Origin of the sequence: Enterobacter sp. BIDMC109 (genome assembly GCF_001037885.1) — a bacterium.
GTDB classification, from domain to species: domain Bacteria; phylum Pseudomonadota; class Gammaproteobacteria; order Enterobacterales; family Enterobacteriaceae; genus Enterobacter; species Enterobacter hormaechei_C.
Genome location: NZ_KQ090002.1, coordinates 2,832,772 through 2,851,921 on the forward strand (window position 1 = coordinate 2,832,772; position 19,150 = coordinate 2,851,921).

15 protein-coding genes are annotated in these 19,150 nt (G+C 57.0%); 10 read left to right on the plus strand and 5 right to left on the minus strand.

The window, feature by feature from the left end; genetic code table 11:
• Positions 1–84 precede the first annotated feature (84 nt).
• The 4 genes from cydD to infA all read left to right on the plus strand — a co-directional run bounded on the left by cydD (position 85) and on the right by infA (position 4,825).
• Positions 85–1,851 carry a heme ABC transporter permease/ATP-binding protein CydD gene (gene cydD, locus SK62_RS13440; protein ID WP_048249609.1) on the plus strand — a complete coding sequence of 589 codons (1,767 nt, stop codon included), beginning with the start codon at positions 85–87 and terminating at the stop codon, positions 1,849–1,851.
• Positions 1,851–3,572 carry a heme ABC transporter ATP-binding protein/permease CydC gene (cydC, locus tag SK62_RS13445; RefSeq protein ID WP_003858307.1) on the plus strand — a complete coding sequence of 574 codons (1,722 nt, stop codon included), beginning with the start codon at positions 1,851–1,853 and terminating at the stop codon, positions 3,570–3,572. The genes cydD and cydC overlap by 1 nt, the downstream gene beginning before the upstream one ends.
• 45 nt (positions 3,573–3,617) lie before the next feature.
• On the plus strand, positions 3,618–4,322 hold the full coding sequence (aat, locus tag SK62_RS13450; RefSeq protein ID WP_040117448.1) for a leucyl/phenylalanyl-tRNA--protein transferase: 705 nt from the start codon (positions 3,618–3,620) through the stop codon (positions 4,320–4,322).
• Positions 4,323–4,606: 284 nt separating this feature from the next.
• Positions 4,607–4,825: a translation initiation factor IF-1 gene (infA, locus tag SK62_RS13455; RefSeq protein ID WP_002211347.1), complete on the plus strand. Its 219-nt coding sequence runs from the start codon at positions 4,607–4,609 to the stop codon at positions 4,823–4,825.
• A 204-nt stretch (positions 4,826–5,029) separates the two neighbouring features.
• On the opposite strand, the gene clpA is transcribed toward infA, so the two are convergent.
• On the minus strand, positions 5,030–7,309 hold the full coding sequence (gene clpA, locus SK62_RS13460) for an ATP-dependent Clp protease ATP-binding subunit ClpA (protein WP_006809407.1): 2,280 nt from the start codon (positions 7,307–7,309) through the stop codon (positions 5,030–5,032).
• A gap of 27 nt (positions 7,310–7,336) precedes the next feature.
• Positions 7,337–7,657 carry an ATP-dependent Clp protease adapter ClpS gene (clpS, locus tag SK62_RS13465; protein WP_006174393.1) on the minus strand — a complete coding sequence of 107 codons (321 nt, stop codon included), beginning with the start codon at positions 7,655–7,657 and terminating at the stop codon, positions 7,337–7,339.
• Between the two features lie 267 nt (positions 7,658–7,924).
• Between clpS and cspD the strand changes: the two genes are divergently transcribed.
• A complete protein-coding gene (gene cspD / locus SK62_RS13470) occupies positions 7,925–8,146 on the plus strand; it encodes a cold shock-like protein CspD (RefSeq protein ID WP_006809408.1) in 222 nt (73 codons plus the stop codon).
• Between the two features lie 70 nt (positions 8,147–8,216).
• Here the strand turns inward: cspD and macB are convergent, their stop codons facing one another.
• A complete protein-coding gene (macB, locus tag SK62_RS13475; RefSeq protein WP_015570984.1) occupies positions 8,217–10,157 on the minus strand; it encodes a macrolide ABC transporter ATP-binding protein/permease MacB in 1,941 nt (646 codons plus the stop codon).
• Complete coding sequence (macA, locus tag SK62_RS13480; RefSeq protein WP_047718664.1) at positions 10,154–11,269, minus strand: macrolide transporter subunit MacA; 1,116 nt, start codon at positions 11,267–11,269, stop codon at positions 10,154–10,156. Before macA ends, macB begins: the two co-directional genes overlap by 4 nt.
• A 159-nt stretch (positions 11,270–11,428) precedes the next feature.
• Here macA and SK62_RS13485 point away from each other — a divergent pair, with 159 nt between their 5' ends.
• Positions 11,429–12,385, plus strand: a complete 957-nt coding sequence (locus SK62_RS13485) for a VirK/YbjX family protein (protein ID WP_047718666.1) — start codon at positions 11,429–11,431, stop codon at positions 12,383–12,385.
• Here the strand turns inward: SK62_RS13485 and SK62_RS13490 are convergent.
• Positions 12,382–14,040: an ATP-dependent endonuclease gene (locus tag SK62_RS13490; RefSeq protein WP_017693708.1), complete on the minus strand. Its 1,659-nt coding sequence runs from the start codon at positions 14,038–14,040 to the stop codon at positions 12,382–12,384. The two genes, SK62_RS13485 and SK62_RS13490, sit on opposite strands and share 4 nt — an antisense overlap.
• A gap of 291 nt (positions 14,041–14,331) precedes the next feature.
• On the opposite strand from SK62_RS13490, the gene aqpZ reads away from it, so the two are divergent.
• The 4 genes from aqpZ (at position 14,332) to hcr (ending at position 18,880) form a co-directional block, all read left to right on the plus strand.
• The gene (gene aqpZ, locus SK62_RS13495; protein WP_026080729.1) at positions 14,332–15,027 is read left to right on the plus strand and encodes an aquaporin Z; all 696 of its coding nucleotides are present in this window, start codon (positions 14,332–14,334) and stop codon (positions 15,025–15,027) included.
• A gap of 177 nt (positions 15,028–15,204) precedes the next feature.
• Positions 15,205–16,104 (plus strand): LysO family transporter, encoded by a 900-nt coding sequence (locus SK62_RS13500; protein WP_015570988.1) that lies wholly within the window; start codon positions 15,205–15,207, stop codon positions 16,102–16,104.
• A 144-nt stretch (positions 16,105–16,248) separates the two neighbouring features.
• Positions 16,249–17,901: a hydroxylamine reductase gene (gene hcp / locus SK62_RS13505; protein WP_017384847.1), complete on the plus strand. Its 1,653-nt coding sequence runs from the start codon at positions 16,249–16,251 to the stop codon at positions 17,899–17,901.
• A 10-nt stretch (positions 17,902–17,911) separates the two neighbouring features.
• On the plus strand, positions 17,912–18,880 hold the full coding sequence (gene hcr / locus SK62_RS13510; protein ID WP_047718667.1) for an NADH oxidoreductase: 969 nt from the start codon (positions 17,912–17,914) through the stop codon (positions 18,878–18,880).
• The last annotated feature ends 270 nt before the right edge of the window (positions 18,881–19,150 follow it).

Consider the following 19,150-nt stretch of genomic DNA (forward strand, 5'->3'; position numbering starts at 1 on the left):
AGGCGGCCACTGGTCGCCTTTATTTTTGCTCGCGTGTAACATGCAGAGGTCTAATTTCTTATAACGTCACCTGCAAAGTACGCAATGGAAAAAACCCGTCAACAAGAGTTAACCCGCTGGCTGAAACAGCAAAGCGTTCTGTCCCGCCGCTGGCTTATGATTTCCCGCGTTTTGGGATTCATCAGCGGTCTGTTGATTGTTGCCCAGGCATGGCTGCTGGCCCGCATTCTCAACCATATGATCATGGAGAACATCCCGCGCGAAGCGCTGCTGTTGCCGTTTATCGTTCTGGTGCTGGTTTTCGTTCTGCGTGCGTGGGTGGTCTGGCTGCGCGAGCGGGTTGGGTTCCACGCCGGGCAGCACATCCGCTATGAGATTCGCCGCAAGGTACTCGATCGGCTTTCGGAAGCCGGACCTGCGTGGATCCAGGGTAAGCCAGCCGGCAGCTGGGCGACGCTGATCCTTGAGCAAATCGACGATATGCACGATTACTACGCGCGTTATCTTCCCCAGATGGCGCTGGCGGTGTTTGTGCCCCTGATGATTGTTATCGCCATCTTCCCTGTTAACTGGGTGGCGGCGTTGATCCTGCTAGGCACCACCCCGCTCATCCCGCTGTTTATGGCGATGGTCGGCATGGGCGCGGCAGATGCTAACCGTCGTAACTTCCTGGCGCTGGGTCGGTTGAGCGGTCATTTCCTGGACCGTCTGCGCGGAATGGAAACCCTGCGGATCTTCGGTCGTGGTGAAGCGGAAACCGAAAACATTCGCCTGGCGTCGCAGGATTTCCGTCAGCGCACCATGGAAGTGTTGCGCATGGCCTTTCTCTCTTCTGGCGTGCTCGAATTTTTCACCTCCCTGTCGATTGCGCTGGTGGCGGTTTACTTTGGCTTCTCCTACCTCGGCGCGCTGGACTTTGGCCACTACGGTACGGCGGTCACGCTTTCCGCCGGGTTCCTGGCGCTGATCCTGGCCCCGGAATTTTTCCAGCCGCTTCGCGATCTCGGCACCTTTTACCATGCCAAAGCGCAGGCGGTGGGTGCTGCCGACAGCCTGAAAACCTTCATGGAAACGCCGCTGGCGAATCCGGAGCGTGGTGAGGTAACGCTGAATACGAACGATCCGGTGACCATTGAAGCACAGGATTTTTCTGTTCTGTCGCCTGAAGGCAAAGTGCTGGCCGGTCCGCTGAACTTTACCCTGCCTGCCGGGCAACGTGTGGTGCTGGTGGGTACCAGCGGCTCAGGTAAAAGCTCATTGTTGAATGCGCTGTCAGGTTTTATGGCGTACACCGGATCGCTGCGTATCAATAAAACGGAGCTGCGCGAGCTCGATCCTGATGCCTGGCGTAAACAGCTGAGTTGGGTGGGGCAAAACCCTCAGCTGCCAGCTCCGACGCTGCGCGAGAATGTGCTGCTGGCACGCCCGAATGCGCATGAAGATGAGCTGCAATCGGTCCTCGACCGCGCCTGGGTCAGCGAGTTTCTGCCGCTGCTTGCGCAGGGTGTCGATACCGTCATTGGCGATCAGTCTGCCGGGCTGTCAGTTGGCCAGGCACAGCGCGTCGCGGTTGCCCGTGCGCTGCTGAATCCCTCTTCGCTAATGCTGCTGGACGAACCCGCCGCCAGCCTGGACGCTCACAGCGAGCAGCGCGTGATGGATGCGCTTAACGCAGCCTCACGCCAGCAAACCACCCTGATGGTGACTCACCAGCTGGAAGGTATTGCCGACTGGGATCAGATCTGGGTGATGGAAAACGGACACATTGTTGAACAAGGCGATTACGCCGCGCTTGTTGCCGCGCAGGGGCCGTTTGCGACCCTGCTGGCGAACCGTCAGGAGGATATCTGATGCGCGCCCTGCTTCCGTATCTTGCACTGTATAAACGCCACAAATGGATGCTGACGCTCGGGATCGTGCTGGCGATCGTTACTCTGCTGGCCAGCATCGGTCTGCTTACGCTTTCCGGCTGGTTCCTCTCCGCGTCTGCGGCCGCAGGCTTTGCCGGGCTGTACAGCTTTAACTACATGCTGCCTGCCGCCGGGGTGCGCGGCACGGCGATTACGCGAACTGCCGGGCGCTACTTTGAACGTCTGGTCAGCCACGACGCGACCTTCCGCGTGCTGCAACACCTGCGTATTTACACCTTCAGCAAACTGCTGCCCCTCTCCCCTGCCGGGCTGGCACGTTTTCGACAGGGCGAATTACTCAACCGCGTGGTCGCAGATGTGGATACGCTGGATCACCTCTATCTGCGCGTCATTTCACCTATGGTGGGCGCGTTTGTAGTGATTGTCGTGGTCACGCTGGGGTTGAGTTTCCTGGATGTTCCCATCGCACTGACGCTCGGCGGCATCATGCTGATGACGCTGATTATTCTGCCGCCCCTGTTTTATCGTGCAGGTAAAACCACCGGGGAAAACCTGACGCGCCTGCGTGGAGAATATCGCCAGCAGCTCACCGCCTGGTTGCAGGGACAGGCCGAGCTCACCCTTTTTGGTGCCAGCAAGCGCTACCGCGCCCGCATGGAAAATACGGAGCTGAACTGGCATGAAGCCCAGCGTCGCCAGTCTGAACTGACCGCGTTCTCCCAGGCGCTGATGATGTTAATTGGTGGGATTGCCGTTATCGCCATGCTCTGGATGGCCTCCGGTGGCGTGGGCGGTAACGCGCAGCCTGGCCCGCTGATTGCGCTGTTTGTTTTCTGTGCCCTGGCAGCCTTTGAAGCCTTAGCCCCGGTCACGGGCGCCTTTCAGCATCTCGGCCAGGTGATTGCCTCTGCGCTGCGCATTACGGATATTGCCGAGCAGGAGCCGGAAGTGAAGTTCAGCGCGGGTCAAACCGCTGTGCCAGAGCAGGTCGCGCTGACGCTCAGCAATGTCACTTTCGCCTACGACAAGCAGGCGCAAAACGCGCTGGAAGACATCACCCTTTCTGTTGATGCCGGGCAGCGCATTGCGATCCTTGGCCGTACGGGATGTGGGAAATCGACACTTCTGCAACTTCTCACGCGCGCGTGGGACCCACAGCAGGGCGAGATTCGGTTTAACGACGTTCCGCTGTCTGGTTTTAGCGAAGCGGCCTTGCGTAAAACGGTCAGCGTCGTGCCCCAGCGGGTGCATCTGTTCAGCGCTACGCTGCGCGATAATCTTCTTCTGGCGGCACCAGACGCCTCCGACGATACGCTGCGGGCAATGCTGGAGCAGGTTGGGCTGCACAAGCTGCTTGAAGACGACGGGTTGAACAGCTGGCTGGGTGAAGGGGGTCGACAGCTTTCCGGCGGCGAACTGCGTCGTCTGGCCATTGCGCGTGCGCTGCTGCACGATGCGCCGCTGATGCTGCTGGATGAACCGACAGAAGGACTGGATGCCACCACAGAGAGCCAAATCCTTGATTTACTGGCGAATGTGATGAAAGGTAAAACCGTGCTGATGGTCACGCACCGTCTGCGCGGGCTGGTGAATTTCGATCAGATAATTGTGATGGACAACGGACACATAATTGAGCAAGGTAGTCACGCAGAGCTGCTGGCAAAACAAGGTCGCTACTACCAGTTTAAACAGCGCCTGTAGACTATATTTGTAGCGTCCTCTCTCGCGTACTGGAGTTCTGTTGTCATGCGCCTGGTGCAGCTTTCTCGCCATAATATTGCGTTCCCTTCTCCGGAGGGGGCGCTGCGTGAACCTAACGGCTTGCTGGCTCTGGGCGGCGATCTCAGCCCGGCACGGCTCTTAATGGCTTACCAGCGCGGCATCTTTCCGTGGTTTTCTCCTGGCGACCCGATCTTATGGTGGTCTCCCGACCCGCGAGCCGTGCTGTGGCCTGGGCAGTTTCACCTGAGTCGCAGCATGAAGCGTTTTCATGCAAAATCACCCTTTCGCGTCACGCTTAATCACGCCTTCGGCCAGGTTATCGAAGGCTGCGCTGAAGATCGTCACGAAGGCACCTGGATAACCCGCGATATCATTATCGCCTATCACCAGCTTCATGAGCTGGGTTACGCGCATTCGATCGAAGTGTGGAGCGGGGACGACCTCGTCGGGGGCATGTACGGCGTGGCGCAGGGTACGCTGTTCTGCGGCGAGTCGATGTTCTCCCGCGCCACGAATGCGTCGAAAACCGCGCTGCTGGTTTTTAGCCAGGAATTTGCCCGACGTGGAGGACAGTTAATGGATTGTCAGGTGCTGAATGAGCATACCGCCTCGCTCGGCGCCGTTGAAATCTCCCGCCGACACTATATCGAACACCTGGAACAGTGCCGAAAGGAGACCCTACCACGCGATTTTTGGGTTCCCAGAACGCTCTTTATACCCAATGCCTAAATGTTTTCCGCATATTTTTTATGAGGGTGTTATAATTACGCCGCAGAGTAGCTTCTGCCTGTTGCCCCGCCGCCGTTTGGGACCCTCGCTTCAGATAACGTCCTTACGTTTATCCTGTCGTCTCCCCTTTACGAATGCGCTTTCCGTTCGGTTGTACCGTGACGCTTGGGCAATACGCTGAGACTGTTTTGCTGCGTTTTAAACGCGCAATTCTTTACTTAATTGAGGAATTTCGGCATTATCTTGCCGGTTCAAAACTTGGTAGTGATACCCCAGAGGATTAGATGGCCAAAGAAGACAATATTGAAATGCAGGGTACCGTACTTGATACGTTGCCTAATACCATGTTTCGCGTAGAACTGGAAAACGGTCACGTGGTAACTGCGCACATCTCCGGTAAAATGCGCAAAAACTATATCCGCATTTTGACGGGCGACAAAGTGACTGTTGAGCTGACCCCGTACGACCTGAGCAAAGGCCGCATTGTCTTCCGTAGTCGCTAATTGTTTTCGCCTGTAATGGCAGATGAATATTTAAAAGGTCGGGACAATCCCGGCCTTTTTTATTTATGGCTTTAGTGTGGCTGTTCAGGAAGAGGTATTTTAGTGCGGTCTGATGCCCTCACCCTGACCCTCTCCCACAGGGAGAGGGAGAAAAGCGGACACAAAAAAGCCGGGTTAAAAACCCGGCTTTTACACTAAAGAAAATCAGTGAGCCGCTTCCGGCTTGTGCTTCGCCGCACTCTGGAAATCGTACGTCAGTTCGTTCTTCGCCTGATCCAGCCCCACCGTTACCTGGCCGCCGTCCACCAGCGAGCCAAACAGCAGCTCGTTTGCCAGCGGTTTCTTCAGGTTGTCCTGAATCACGCGCGCCATCGGACGGGCGCCCATCGCACGGTCGTAGCCTTTCTCAGCCAGCCAGTTGCGGGCCTCCTGGCTCACTTCCAGCGACACGCCTTTCTGATCCAGCTGAACCTGCAACTCGACGATGAACTTGTCCACCACCTGATGAATCACCTCGGTAGACAGATGATCGAACCAGATAATGTTGTCCAGACGGTTACGGAACTCCGGCGTGAAGATCTTCTTGATCTCTTCCATCGCATCGGTGCTGTTATCCTGGTGGATCAGGCCGATGGATTTACGCTCGGTTTCCCGCACCCCGGCGTTGGTGGTCATCACCAGCACCACGTTGCGGAAATCGGCCTTGCGCCCGTTGTTATCGGTCAGCGTCCCGTTGTCCATCACCTGCAACAGGATGTTGAATACGTCCGGGTGCGCTTTCTCGATTTCATCGAGCAGCAGTACCGCGTGCGGGTGCTTGATAACCGCGTCCGTAAGCAGGCCGCCCTGGTCAAAGCCCACGTATCCCGGAGGCGCACCAATCAAACGGCTGACGGTATGACGCTCCATATACTCGGACATATCAAAGCGCAGCAGCTCAATGCCCAGCGCTTTGGAGAGCTGAACCGTCACCTCGGTTTTACCCACCCCGGTCGGGCCGGCGAACAGGAAGGAACCGACAGGCTTGTGGTCATGCCCCAGGCCAGCACGGGCCATCTTGATCGCTTCGGTTAAGGCCTCAATGGCTTTATCCTGACCAAAGACCAGCATTTTCAGGCGATTGCCGAGGGTGCGCAGCGTATCACGGTCGCTCTGAGAAACGCTCTTCTCAGGAATACGCGCGATGCGGGCCACCACGGACTCGATATCCGCCACGTTCACAGTTTTCTTACGCTTGCTGGCTGGCATCAGGCGTGCACGCGCACCCGCCTCATCAATCACGTCGATCGCTTTATCCGGCAGATGACGATCGTTGATGTATTTCACCGCCAGTTCCACCGCCGCACGGACCGCTTTCGCGGTGTAACGCACGTCGTGGTGTGCTTCGTACTTGGTTTTCAGGCCATTGATGATCTGCACCGTTTCGTCAACCGACGGCTCGGTCACGTCGATTTTCTGGAAACGACGCGCCAGCGCACGATCCTTCTCAAAGATGTTGCTGAACTCCTGGTACGTCGTGGAGCCCATCACGCGGATCTTGCCGCTGGAGAGCAGCGGTTTGATCAGGTTAGCGGCATCCACCTGGCCACCGGAGGCCGCACCTGCGCCGATGATGGTGTGGATCTCATCGATAAACAGGATGCTGTTGGTGTCCTGCTCCAGCTGTTTTAACAGCGCTTTGAAACGTTTTTCGAAATCACCGCGGTATTTGGTGCCCGCCAGCAGCGAGCCAATATCCAGCGAGTAGATGGTGCAGTCGGCAATCACTTCCGGCACGTCGCCCTGCACAATGCGCCAGGCCAGCCCTTCGGCAATCGCGGTTTTACCCACGCCAGATTCCCCCACCAGCAGCGGGTTGTTCTTACGGCGGCGGCACAGCACCTGGATGGCACGCTCCAGCTCTTTGTCGCGACCAATCAGCGGGTCGATACCGCCAACGCGAGCAAGCTGGTTAAGGTTGGTGGTGAAGTTTTCCATACGATCCTCCCCGCCTGCTTGCTCTTCATTGCTGTTGATCTGTCCGCTGGGATCCGATGCCTGGTTAGGCTCGTCTTTTCGCGTTCCGTGAGAGATGAAGTTGACCACGTCGAGCCGGCTGACTTCGTGTTTACGTAGCAGGTAGGCCGCCTGGGACTCCTGCTCGCTGAAGATGGCGACCAGGACATTGGCGCCAGTCACTTCGCTACGTCCGGAAGACTGGACGTGGAAAACCGCGCGCTGCAACACGCGCTGGAAGCTGAGCGTCGGCTGCGTGTCGCGCTCTTCTTCACTGGCTGGCAGCACCGGTGTAGTTTGTTCGATGAAGGCTTCGAGTTCCTGACGTAGCGCCACCAGATCCACGGAGCAGGCTTCCAGCGCTTCGCGGGCAGATGGGTTGCTAAGCAGTGCGAGCAGCAGGTGCTCGACGGTCATAAACTCATGTCGGTGCTCACGCGCTCTGGCGAAAGCCATGTTTAAACTGAGTTCCAGTTCTTGATTGAGCATAGGCACCTCCCCCAATTTTATGCCTTATCAGGCCTTTTCCAGCGTACACAGCAACGGATGCTCGTTCTCCCTTGCATAGTCGTTCACCATCGCTACTTTGGTTTCCGCAACCTCGGCAGTAAAGATGCCGCAGATCGCTTTGCCACGATAATGAACGGTAAGCATCAGTTGCGTTGCACGTTCAACATCATAAGAAAAGAACTTTTGTAGCACGTCAATAACAAATTCCATCGGCGTGTAATCATCGTTCATTAACATAACTTTATACATAGATGGCGGTTTTAGCGCGTCGCGCACTTTATCTTCCGCCAGCTGGTCAAAATCCAGCCAATCGTTGGTCTTACCCATTATGCATAACCACTTTGAATCTACCTCAGATGTTAGATAACAATCATCTATTACTGTCATCCGCGATGTCTGTCACAAACTGTTGCAATAGCGTTAACTGCCTCAAATTTTGGTTGATTATTGTCCCAACTCCAGCGCCAAACGCTTGACGGCTTCTTCCGTTTCTCTAAATTGTACAAGCGTGAGTTGGCGAGGTTTTGAACAGCCCCCACTCCACCACCGGTTCATTCCATCTTAATTTATAAGATTTACGAAGGATGTCGAAGCATGGAAATGGGTACTGTTAAGTGGTTCAACAACGCCAAGGGGTTTGGCTTCATTTGCCCCGAAGGCGGCGGCGAGGATATCTTCGCTCACTATTCCACCATTCAGATGGATGGTTACAGGACGCTCAAAGCCGGGCAGTCCGTCCGGTTCGATGTACACCAGGGGCCAAAAGGCAATCACGCCAGTCTTATCGTGCCCGTTGAAGCAGAAACGGTTGCATAGCTCTCTGATTCATTGTGTACACCCCGCAGGCAAAATGCCAGCCCGATCGGCTGGCATTTTTATTTTCGGGTTATTCCCGCGCCAGCGCATCCACCGGATCCAGCCGCGCCGCGTTTCGTGCCGGCAGCCAGCCAAACAAAATGCCGGTAAAGGTGGAGCACAAAAACGCGGTGAGGATCGCCATCGGTGAGAAGCCAATCTCCCACCCCGGTAAAAAGAGCTGGAGCGCGAAGGCGATCATCATCGAGAGCGCAATCCCCATTGCGCCTCCCACCAGACACACCAGCACCGCTTCAATCAAAAATTGCTGGAGCACATCGCTGGCTCTGGCCCCGACCGCCATGCGAATGCCGATCTCCCGCGTACGTTCGGTCACCGACACCAGCATAATGTTCATCACCCCTATCCCGCCGACGACCAGCGAAATCACCGCCACCAGCGTCAGGAACAGCTGAAGAGTACGTGTGGTCTTTTCGGCCGTTTTCAAGAGGCCGTCCATGTTCCAGGTGAAGAAATCCTTTTTCCCGTGGCGCAACGTTAACAGCCGCTCGAGCTGCTGTTCCGCCAGCGCGCTGTCGTAGCCCTCTTTCACTCGCACGGTAATGGAGTTGAGCCAGGACTGTCCCATAATGCGCCCGGAAATGGTGCTGTACGGCAGCCAGACGCGCAGGATCTTGCTGCTGCCAAACATGGACTGTTTCTCTTCCGCCACACCAATCACCGTGGCGGGCATGTTACCCACCAGGATCACTTCCCCCACCACACGGGTTTTATTGGGGAAAAGCTGTCTGCGCGAGTTAGCGTCTAACACCACCACCTGCGCCCTGCCCGCCAGCTGTTCCGCGTTGAAGGTCGCCCCTTCGCTGAAGGTCATGCCGTAGACGTTGAAGTAATCTCCGCTGACGCCGTTAGCGCTGGCCGCCACGTCGATGTTGCCGTAGCGCAGACGAAGGTTTTGCGACACGGCAGGCGTGGCGGAGTTCACCCACGGCTGCTTCTGAATAGCCGCCAGATCGTCGTATTTCAGCGCCTGCTGATACTGCGGCTCGTCGTCGCCAAAATCTTTGCCGGGGTAAACGTCGATGGTGTTAGTCCCGATGGCGCGAATATCCGCCAGCACCAGCTGTTTCGCCGCATCGCCCACCACCACAATCGACACCACCGAGGCAATACCGATAATGATGCCGAGCATGGTCAGCAGGGTGCGCATTTTGTTGGCCGCCATCGCCAGCCAGGCCATGGTCAGCGCTTCACGAAAGCCGCTGGAGAACTGTCCCCAGCCGGTGGACGCAGGTAAGGCTTCTTTCGGTGCCGCCGCTCTGGACTGACGTGGCGGCGGGTTGCTGACCAGCTCGCCGTCGTGGATCTCAATGATGCGTTCCGCCTGCGCTGCGACCTGCGGATCATGGGTGACGATAATCACCGTATGCCCCTGATCGCGCAGCTGATGCAGGATCGCCATCACCTCTTCACCGGAATGGCTGTCAAGCGCACCGGTTGGCTCATCGGCAAGGATCACCTGTCCGCCGTTCATCAGCGCACGGGCAATACTCACGCGCTGCTGCTGACCGCCGGAAAGCTGCGAAGGCTGATAATCAACACGCTCCGCCAGCCCAAGACGCGTTAACAGCGCCTTCGCGCGTTCAAGGCGTTTTTTGCGCTCGACGCCCGCATACACCGCCGGCACCTCCACGTTCTGCGCCGCGCTCAGGTGTGAAAGCAGATGGTAACGCTGAAAAATAAAGCCAAAATGCTCGCGACGCAGCTTCGCCAGCGCGTCGCCGTCCAGGGTGGAAACATCCGTCCCGGCCACGCGATAGGTGCCGCTGGTGGGCTTATCCAGACAGCCAAGAATGTTCATCAGCGTTGATTTACCCGAGCCCGACGCCCCGACAATCGCCACCATTTCACCGGCTTCAACGCGCAGGGAGATGCCCTTCAGCACCTCCACCGGCCCGTCGCCGGACGGATAGCTGCGACGAATGTCATTCAGCTCAAGCAGCGCCGTCATTGCGCGGCTCCGGGCAGGGTTTCGCTGGTGACCACTTCCTCACCCTCTTCCAGCCCTTTTACCACCACCACATCGGTGTCGTTACGCGCGCCAATCACCACTTCCCGCTCGCGGGTTTCGCCGTTGCGCAGCACTTTCACCTTGTAGCGATTGTCCCCGGCGGATTCACCCAGCGCGGAGAGCGGAACCGTCAGCACGTTTTTCACGCCGGTCAGCTGGATATGCACCTGGGCGGTCATCTCCAGCCGCAGCACGCCCTGCGGGTTTGGCACCTCAAAACGCGCATAGTAGAAGATGGCGTCGTTGACCTTCTCCGGCGTCGGCAGGATATCTTTCAGCACCCCTTCATAGCGGGTTTGCGGATCGCCCAGCACCGTAAACCAGGCTTTCTGCCCCGGCTTAAGGTGAATGACGTCCGCTTCGGATACCTGGGCTTTCACCAGCATGGTGCTCATATCCGCCAGGGTCAGGATGTTCGGCGCCTGCTGCGCGGCGATGACCGTCTGGCCTTGCAGGGTGGTTATCTGCGTCACTTCCCCGGCCATTGGCGCAACGATTTGCGTGTAATCGAGGTTGGTTTTCGCCGTATCCAGCGAGGCCTGATTCCGTTTGATTTGCGCATCGATGGTGCCAATCTGCGCCTGCTTCACCGCCAGCTCCGTGGCGGCTGTGTCCAGATCCTGTTTCGAGATAGCCTGCGTTTTCGCCAGCGCCCGCTGGCGCGTCAGGGTGACCTGAGCGAGATTACGCTCCGCCTGAGCCTGCGCGCGCTGCGCGCGCAGCTCCATCAGCGTCGCTTCCACTTCGCGGATTTGGTTTTGCGCCTGCTCAGGATCGATCACGCCCAGCAGCTGGCCTTTTTTAACCTTATCGCCAATCTCAACTGACAGGGTTTTAAGCTGACCGCTGACCTGCGCGCCCACGTCAACCTTACGCAGGGCATCCAGTTTCCCCGTCGCCAGCACGTTTTGTTGCAGCTCGCCCGGACGAACAATCAGCGTTTGATACTGTGGTACCGGCGCGTTCAGTACCTTCCATAACCAGAATCCGCCCGCTAACACCACTACCGCCAGCAGCAGAAACAGCTTTCTGCGTTTTCCCTTCAGGTTCATAAATATTCCAAATAATTGTTCTGGCTATCATCACCGTTGATTTTATCTAAACCACTCCTCAACGAAACCCCCGATCCCCGTAATCGTCGGGAATTGTTTACCCGATGTTGATAAAGCGCCTGCTGAAATAGCGATATTCCACCAGAAGCAGGATCTAACATGTCTTCCATCGTCGATACACCTTATTCAACGCTGCCCCAGCCTAAATCGGGCTGGCAACTGTTTAAAAGCCTGGCATCGGGTTCCCTCACGCCGGGGCTGGCGTGGCAAAATCCGGCCTATCGACGTAAGTTTATGTTGCGCTCGCTGGCAACGCCGTTCACCACTGCGCGCCTGCTCGAAAACCTTGCAAAACAGCCCCGTCTGATGCAGATCCTGCGCGTGCAGCCCGGCCTGCCGTGCCGCCTGCACCGGCCGTGGCTGACCGTCAATATGGGCCGTCAGACTACGCTGGACGCATTGAACGATCACTATGAGATGATGAGCCGCCATCTTCCGGCGTCGCTGCTGAATGGCTACCTCTCCAGCCAGGGCGTTATGCTGGTGACGTTAACGGGCAAAGAGGAGCAGCAGTTTAGCGTTCGCCTGAGCGCGGATGCGTTTCTGGACAAAGAAGGGGAAGCGACCCTCACTTTTTGCGACCACCAGAACACGGTGCTGGCCGAGCTGACCTTTACGCTGTGCACATACCAGGGCAAGCCAACGCTCTTCATCGGCGGAATGCAGGGGGCGAAAGCGCATGTCCCGCACGAGCACATTCAGCTGGCGACCAAAGCCTGTCACGGACTGTTCCCAAAACGTCTGCTGGTTGAAGCGGTCATGACGCTGGCAGGCGCCTTCCCGGTCGAGCAGATCCTCGCGGTGAGTAACGCCACCCACATCTACCGCAGCTGGCGCTATCGCAAGAAAAAAGAGGGAAAATTGCTGGCTGACTATGACAACTTCTGGCGCTCCCTTGGCGGACAGCAGCAGGATAACGGCAACTTTGCCCTGCCGCTGACCATGCCACGCAAACCGATGGAAGAGATTGCGAGTAAAAAACGGTCCGAATACCGCCGCCGCTATGCCCTGCTTGATAGCCTGATCCAACAGGTTTCGCAGGCGACTGCCCGTTAATCGGCCCTCCCGCGAGCCAGCCAGAGGACGCGGGAGAACATTTTACGCAGCAGCGTGGGCACCGACTCCACGCCTCGCCTGCCCGCTTCCGTCGCAACTTCAATGGCCAAATCCGGTTTTGACGACCGATGGATAGCTTTGGCAATCACCCGGCGCATATTCATGGGCACATCTACCGGGATCATCGCCACGCGGTGAAAGACGTCGTCAAATCCCTGGCGGTACATAAAGTGCTCCATGTCCATCGCAGGCAGCGCGGTCAGATGTTCCCGCTCCTCTTCACGATCGTTATTGAGCAGGCTGCGCACGGTCGCCGCATATTTTTTACCCGCCTCATCGCCATCCACCAGTACGTGCCACTCTATCCCCATCCGGCGCGCAAATTTGATCAGCGGTTTTAAGCCAGACTGAGCAAATTCGATCACTTTGATCCCTTCGGCGTCAAAGTGGTGTCCGCACTGGCGAGCCAGCTCGTTTATCACCCAGGTTTCCGTTTCCCCTTCCACCAGCAACCAGCAGCGGGCAAACAGGGAAGAGGCACGGTTAAAACGGATATGAAACGCAATTCGTCGGCCATCTTCGGCATTTAACCCGCCGGGCCCGAGCCGGTAAGCGGTGACCCGCGAGGATTCACGCACCAGGCGGCAGACATACTCCACCGGCGTCAGAGAGAGCAGCTCTCCGGAATTCGTGGTGGTGACTCGCTGCAACGGCAGCAAATTAAGAAGATGCCACGCCACGGAAAGCATAATCGGGTGCAGCCGCGTTTCCGGATCTTCCACCAGCAGCAGCGGGCGCGCGTCCCGATCCAGGCGCACCGTCCCTTTCGCCTGTAAAAGCGTGGAGAATAATCCCAGCAGGATCACCCGATGCGTGCGCCCGCCGGGGCGGTCGATCATGCGGTTGATAATATCGAGATAGCGCCAGCTTCGTTGTTCATCGTGCGAGCGGCGACGCATCAGACGGTGGCGCGCCTGCCCCGTTCCCTGCTCGGAGAAATAGTGCTCCAGCAGTTGCACCATGGCAGACAGGCCCTGACGGATCTGGCCGTCGGTGAGGTTCTGCGGCCGTGAGACCAGTTCACGGGCGAGGAAATCCAGTTCGCGGGCGGTCACCTCCACCTCGGGCATATTCGGCACGGTGCCGTTACGGATCCGCCGCATAAAGCGCGCGTCTCGTAAGCGCAGCACGGGGGAGAGGCGGATAAGATGGCGGGCAAGCTCGTCAATATTATCGAGCGGGATCGGATTTCCCTTCTCATCAAGAAATTCACGCAGGGTTAACACCCCGTCGTTTTGCGCCATTTCGCCCTCAAGGCGATAGAAAATACGCTGGAAACCATCTTCACAGGGCACCCAGCAGGGCGACATAGGGCGAAAACGACGCACGCGATGGCGACCGGGCTCGGATTCGCGGAAGGTCAGAATGATATGCAGGTGTTTCTCGCGTCCGTTGACATCCCCTGGCGGAAACCAGAAGTCATCATGAACGAAGTGGTACAAGTTCTCTTCGGGCGAAAGCAGCAGCGTCAGGGCATCCAGCAGGCTGGATTTACCCCAGGCATTTTCGCCTATCAGGACGTTGTTCTGTTCCAGTTGCAGCGACAGGCGGTTAATCCCGCGAAACCCGACAATCTCCACACGTTCGAGTAGCATACATCCCCCGCAATTCGGCCACTTTTTCCTTCAAGTTATCAGCAGTATAGCGGCAGGCTGTGGGTCACGACAGCAGAATATACGCCCCCTTAATTATTGGGCTATGCTCTAATTACCTCCGATCTGAACAAGGATTGACATCACATTGCCTTAAATCAAATTTAGTGAATTTATTTGAGTGGCGAAGGGATGTTGATGGTTTCAAAATACTGGCTCTTTGAGTCGTCATCCCTTTATGGCGATATAACCCGCGCGCAGGAATGGGCGCGGACGTTTATTATTGAGGTGGTTATGTTCAGAAAATTAGCGGCAGAATGCTTTGGTACATTCTGGCTGGTGTTTGGTGGCTGCGGTAGCGCAGTACTGGCAGCCGCATTTCCGGAATTAGGTATTGGCTTTGTCGGCGTCGCGCTGGCATTCGGTTTAACTGTATTAACCATGGCATTCGCCGTGGGGCATATTTCCGGCGGTCATTTCAACCCGGCCGTCACATTAGGATTATGGGCGGGCGGACGTTTCCCGGCGAAAGATATTATTGGCTATATTATTGCCCAGGTTATTGGCGGTATTATTGCCGCGGCGGTGCTGTACGTAATTGCCAGCGGAAAAGCCGGGTTTGACGCCGCGGCCAGCGGATTTGCGTCGAACGGCTTCGGCGAACACTCTCCAGGCGGCTACTCGATGCTGTCTGCCATCGTGATTGAAATTGTGCTCACCGCAGGCTTCCTGTTGGTGATCCACGGCGCAACGGACAAATACGCGCCTGCGGGCTTTGCCCCCATCGCTATTGGTCTGGCGTTGACGCTGATCCACCTCATCTCCATTCCGGTGACCAACACCTCCGTTAACCCGGCGCGCAGCACCGCGGTGGCTATTTTCCAGGGCGGCTGGGCGCTTGAACAGCTGTGGCTGTTCTGGGTGATGCCTATTATCGGCGGTATTCTAGGCGGCGTGCTGTATCGCACCCTGCTGGAAAAACGCGATTAATTAAGTGCGGCCTGTAATGTCGGGTGGCGCTAAAGCTTACCCGACCTACGTTAGTGTGCACTTTGTAGGCCGGGTAAGGCGCAGCCGCCACCCGGCTTTCTTTTGCCGCTTTACTGTACAGCCTTTATTGGGTAGTGTCTCTGGCGCTTAACGAAAACTCAAAAGGACCGACTGTTCATGTTCTCAGGACTCCTCATCATTCTTCTGCCCCTGATTGTGGGCTACCTTATTCCGCTGCGTCATGAATCGGCCTTAAAGCTTATTAATCGCTTTCTCAGCTGGATTGTTTACGTCATTCTGTTCTTTATGGGGATCAGCCTGGCCTTCCTGGATAATCTGGCGACGAACTTGCTTTCCATCCTGCATTATTCTGCGGTTACGGTAGTGGTTATTCTGCTGTGCAATATTGCTGCGCTGTTCTGGCTGGAACGCACTATTCCCTGGAAAAATCACCACCATCAGGAAAAGCTTCCCTCCCGTATTGCGATGGCGCTGGAATCATTAAAACTGTGCGGCGTGGTGGTACTCGGTTTTTTACTGGGTCTGACCGGCTGGGCATTTTTACAGCACGCAACGGAAGCCAGCGAATATACGCTTATTTTCCTGCTCTTCCTGATTGGTATTCAGCTGCGAAATAATGGCATGACGCTGAAACAGATTGTCCTTAACCGCCGGGGCATGATGGTTGCCGTTATCGTTGTGGCCAGCTCACTGGCGGGGGGAGTGATTAACGCCTTTATTCTCGATCTGCCGCTGAAAACCAGCCTGGCGATGGCGTCCGGTTTCGGCTGGTATTCGCTCTCCGGTATTCTGCTGACCGAATCGTTTGGTCCGGTGATCGGCAGCGCCGCCTTCTTTAACGATCTGGCGCGCGAGCTGATAGCCATCATGCTGATCCCCGGCCTCGTACGCCGCAGCCGCTCTACCGCGCTGGGCCTGTGCGGGGCCACCTCAATGGACTTTACCCTGCCGGTGTTACAGCGCTCGGGAGGGCTGGAGATGGTCCCTGCCGCCATCGTACACGGCTTTATTCTGAGCCTGCTGGTACCCATTCTGATGGCGTTCTTCTCAGCCTGATACTGCTTTGGCGGTAGTGAACCTGCCGCCAAAATTGCGCTAAATCAATAACCCTCCACTTAGTATAAGAAAGCACTTTTCTCCGTTGTGGCACAGGCATAACCTTAAACATGTATCTCAAATATAACTTTAACAGGTGTGATTATGTTTTGTGTGCAATGTGAACAAACCATCCGTACCCCAGCAGGCAACGGCTGCTCTTACGCGCAGGGTATGTGCGGCAAAACCGCAGAAACGTCCGATCTCCAGGATCTGCTGATTGCGGCGCTGCAAGGCTTGTCCGCCTGGGCCTTCAAAGCCCGTGAATATGGCATTGTTGATCACTATGTCGACAGCTTTGCGCCGCGCGCATTTTTCTCCACGCTGACCAACGTTAACTTCGATTCTCCACGCATTGTGGGCTATGCCCGCGAAGCGATTGCCCTGCGTGAAGCCCTGAAAGCGCAGTGCCTGAATGCCGACGCCAGCGCCCGCGTGGACAACCCGATGGCGGAGCTACAGCTGGTGAGCGACGACCTGGGCGAGCTACAGCGTCAGGCCGCAGAATTTACTCCCAATAAAGACAAAGCGGCGATTGGCGAAAACATCCTCGGCCTGCGCCTGCTGTGCCTGTACGGTCTGAAAGGTGCTGCGGCCTATATGGAACACGCGCACGTACTCGGCCAGTACGACAACGCTATTTACGCCCAGTACCACAAAATCATGGCCTGGCTGGGCACCTGGCCTTCCGATATGAACGCCCTGCTGGAATGCTCGATGGAAATCGGCCAGATGAACTTCAAAGTGATGAGCATTCTGGATGCCGGTGAAACCAGCACCTACGGCCACCCAACGCCAACGCAGGTCAACGTCAAAGCGACCGAAGGCAAATGCATCCTGATCTCCGGTCATGACCTGAAAGATCTCTACAACCTGCTGAAGCAGACCGAAGGCACCGGCGTTAACGTTTATACCCACGGCGAAATGCTGCCCGCGCACGGCTACCCGGAGCTGCGTAAATTTAAGCATCTGATCGGTAACTACGGCAGCGGCTGGCAGAACCAGCAGGTGGAGTTTGCCCGCTTCCCTGGCCCAATCGTCATGACCTCTAACTGCATCATCGACCCGACCGTCGGCGCCTATGACGACCGTATCTGGACCCGCAGCATCGTCGGCTGGCCGGGCGTGAGCCACCTTGAAGGCGACGATTTCGGTCCAGTTATCGCGCAGGCGCAGCAGATGGCAGGCTTCCCGTACAGCGAAATTCCGCACCTCATCACCGTCGGTTTTGGCCGTGAAACCCTGCTGGGTGCGGCGGATTCCCTGATTGACCTCGTCAGCCGTGAAAAACTGCGTCACATCTTCCTGATCGGCGGCTGTGACGGCGCGCGCGGGGAACGTAACTACTTCACCGATTTCGCCACCCGCGTACCGGAAGACTGTCTGATCCTGACCCTGGCCTGCGGTAAGTACCGTTTCAACAAGCTGGACTTCGGCAACATCGAAGGTCTGCCGCGCCTGGTGGATGCGGGTCAGTGTAACGATGCATATTCAGCCATCATTCTGGCGGTCACGTTGGCAGAGAAACTGGGCTGCGGCGTGAACGATCTGCCGCTGTCGCTGGTGCTCTCCTGGTTCGAGCAGAAAGCGATCGTTATCCTGTTGACCCTGCTCTCTCTCGGCGTGACCAACATCGTCACCGGGCCGACCGCGCCAGGCTTCCTGACGCCGGACCTGCTGGCCATCCTGAACGAGAAATTTGGTCTGCGTTCTGTGACCAACGTTGAAGATGATATGAAGCAACTGCTGAGCGCGTAAGGAGTAACTCATGACCATGCCAACCTCACAATGTCCGTGGCGGATGCAGGTTCATCACATCCATCAGGAGACGCCGGATGTGTGGACGCTGTCGCTGCTGTGCCATGACTATTATCCGTACCGCGCGGGCCAGTATGCGCTGGTGAGCGTGCGTAATTCGGCGGATACTCTGCGCGCCTACACGATCTCCTCCACGCCGGGCGTGAGCGAGTACATTACGCTCACCGTTCGTCGTATTGATGACGGCGCAGGATCCGAGTGGCTGACCCGGGACGTGAAGCGCGGGGATTACATCTGGCTGTCTGACGCGCAGGGCGAGTTTACCTGTGACGACAAGACGGAAGATAAATTCCTGCTGCTGGCGGCGGGTTGTGGCGTGACGCCGATTATGTCGATGCGTCGCTGGCTGGCGAAATACCGATCTCAGGCCAACGTGCAGGTGATTTTCAGCGTTCGTTCCCCGGAAGATGTGATTTTTGCCGAAGAATGGCGCAACTATCCGGTGACGCTGGTGGCTGAGCACAACGCGACGCACGGTTTTGTCGCGGGGCGCCTGAGCCGAGAGCTGCTGCAAAGCGTGCCGGATATTGCGAACCGTATCGTGATGACCTGCGGCCCGGCGCCGTACATGGAGATCGTGGAGAAAGAAGTGAAAGCGCTCGGCGTGACCCGCTTCTTCAAAGAGCAGTTCTTCACGCCTGTAGCGGAAGCGGCGACCAGCGGGATGAAGTTCACGAAGCTGCAACCGGCGCAGACCTTCTTTGGCCGCGTGGGCACCACGCTGCTTGAAGCGCTGGAAAGCAACAACGTACCGGTGGCAGCGGCCTGTCGCGCCGGGGTGTGCGGTTGCTGTAAGACCAAAGTGGTTTCCGGTGAGTACACGGTCACCAGCACCATGACGCTGACCGACGCGGAAATCGCGGAGGGCTATGTGCTGGCATGTTCGTGCCATCCGCAGGGCGATCTTGTGCTCGCATAATCTGTCGTGGTTCACCTGTAGGCCCGGTAAGCATCAGCGCCACCGGGCTTTTTTGTCCGTGCAGGCCAGCTCATTTGCCTTTGTAACTCCTGTAGGCCCGGTAAGCGTCAGCGCCACCGGGCTTTTTGCCCATGCAGGCCAGCGCATTTGCCTTTGGAACCTCTGTAGGCCCGGTAAGCGTCAGCGCCACCGGGCTTTTTGCCCATGCAGGCCAGCGCATTTGCCTTTGGAACCTCTGTAAGCCCGGCAAGCGTCAGCGCCACCGGGCTT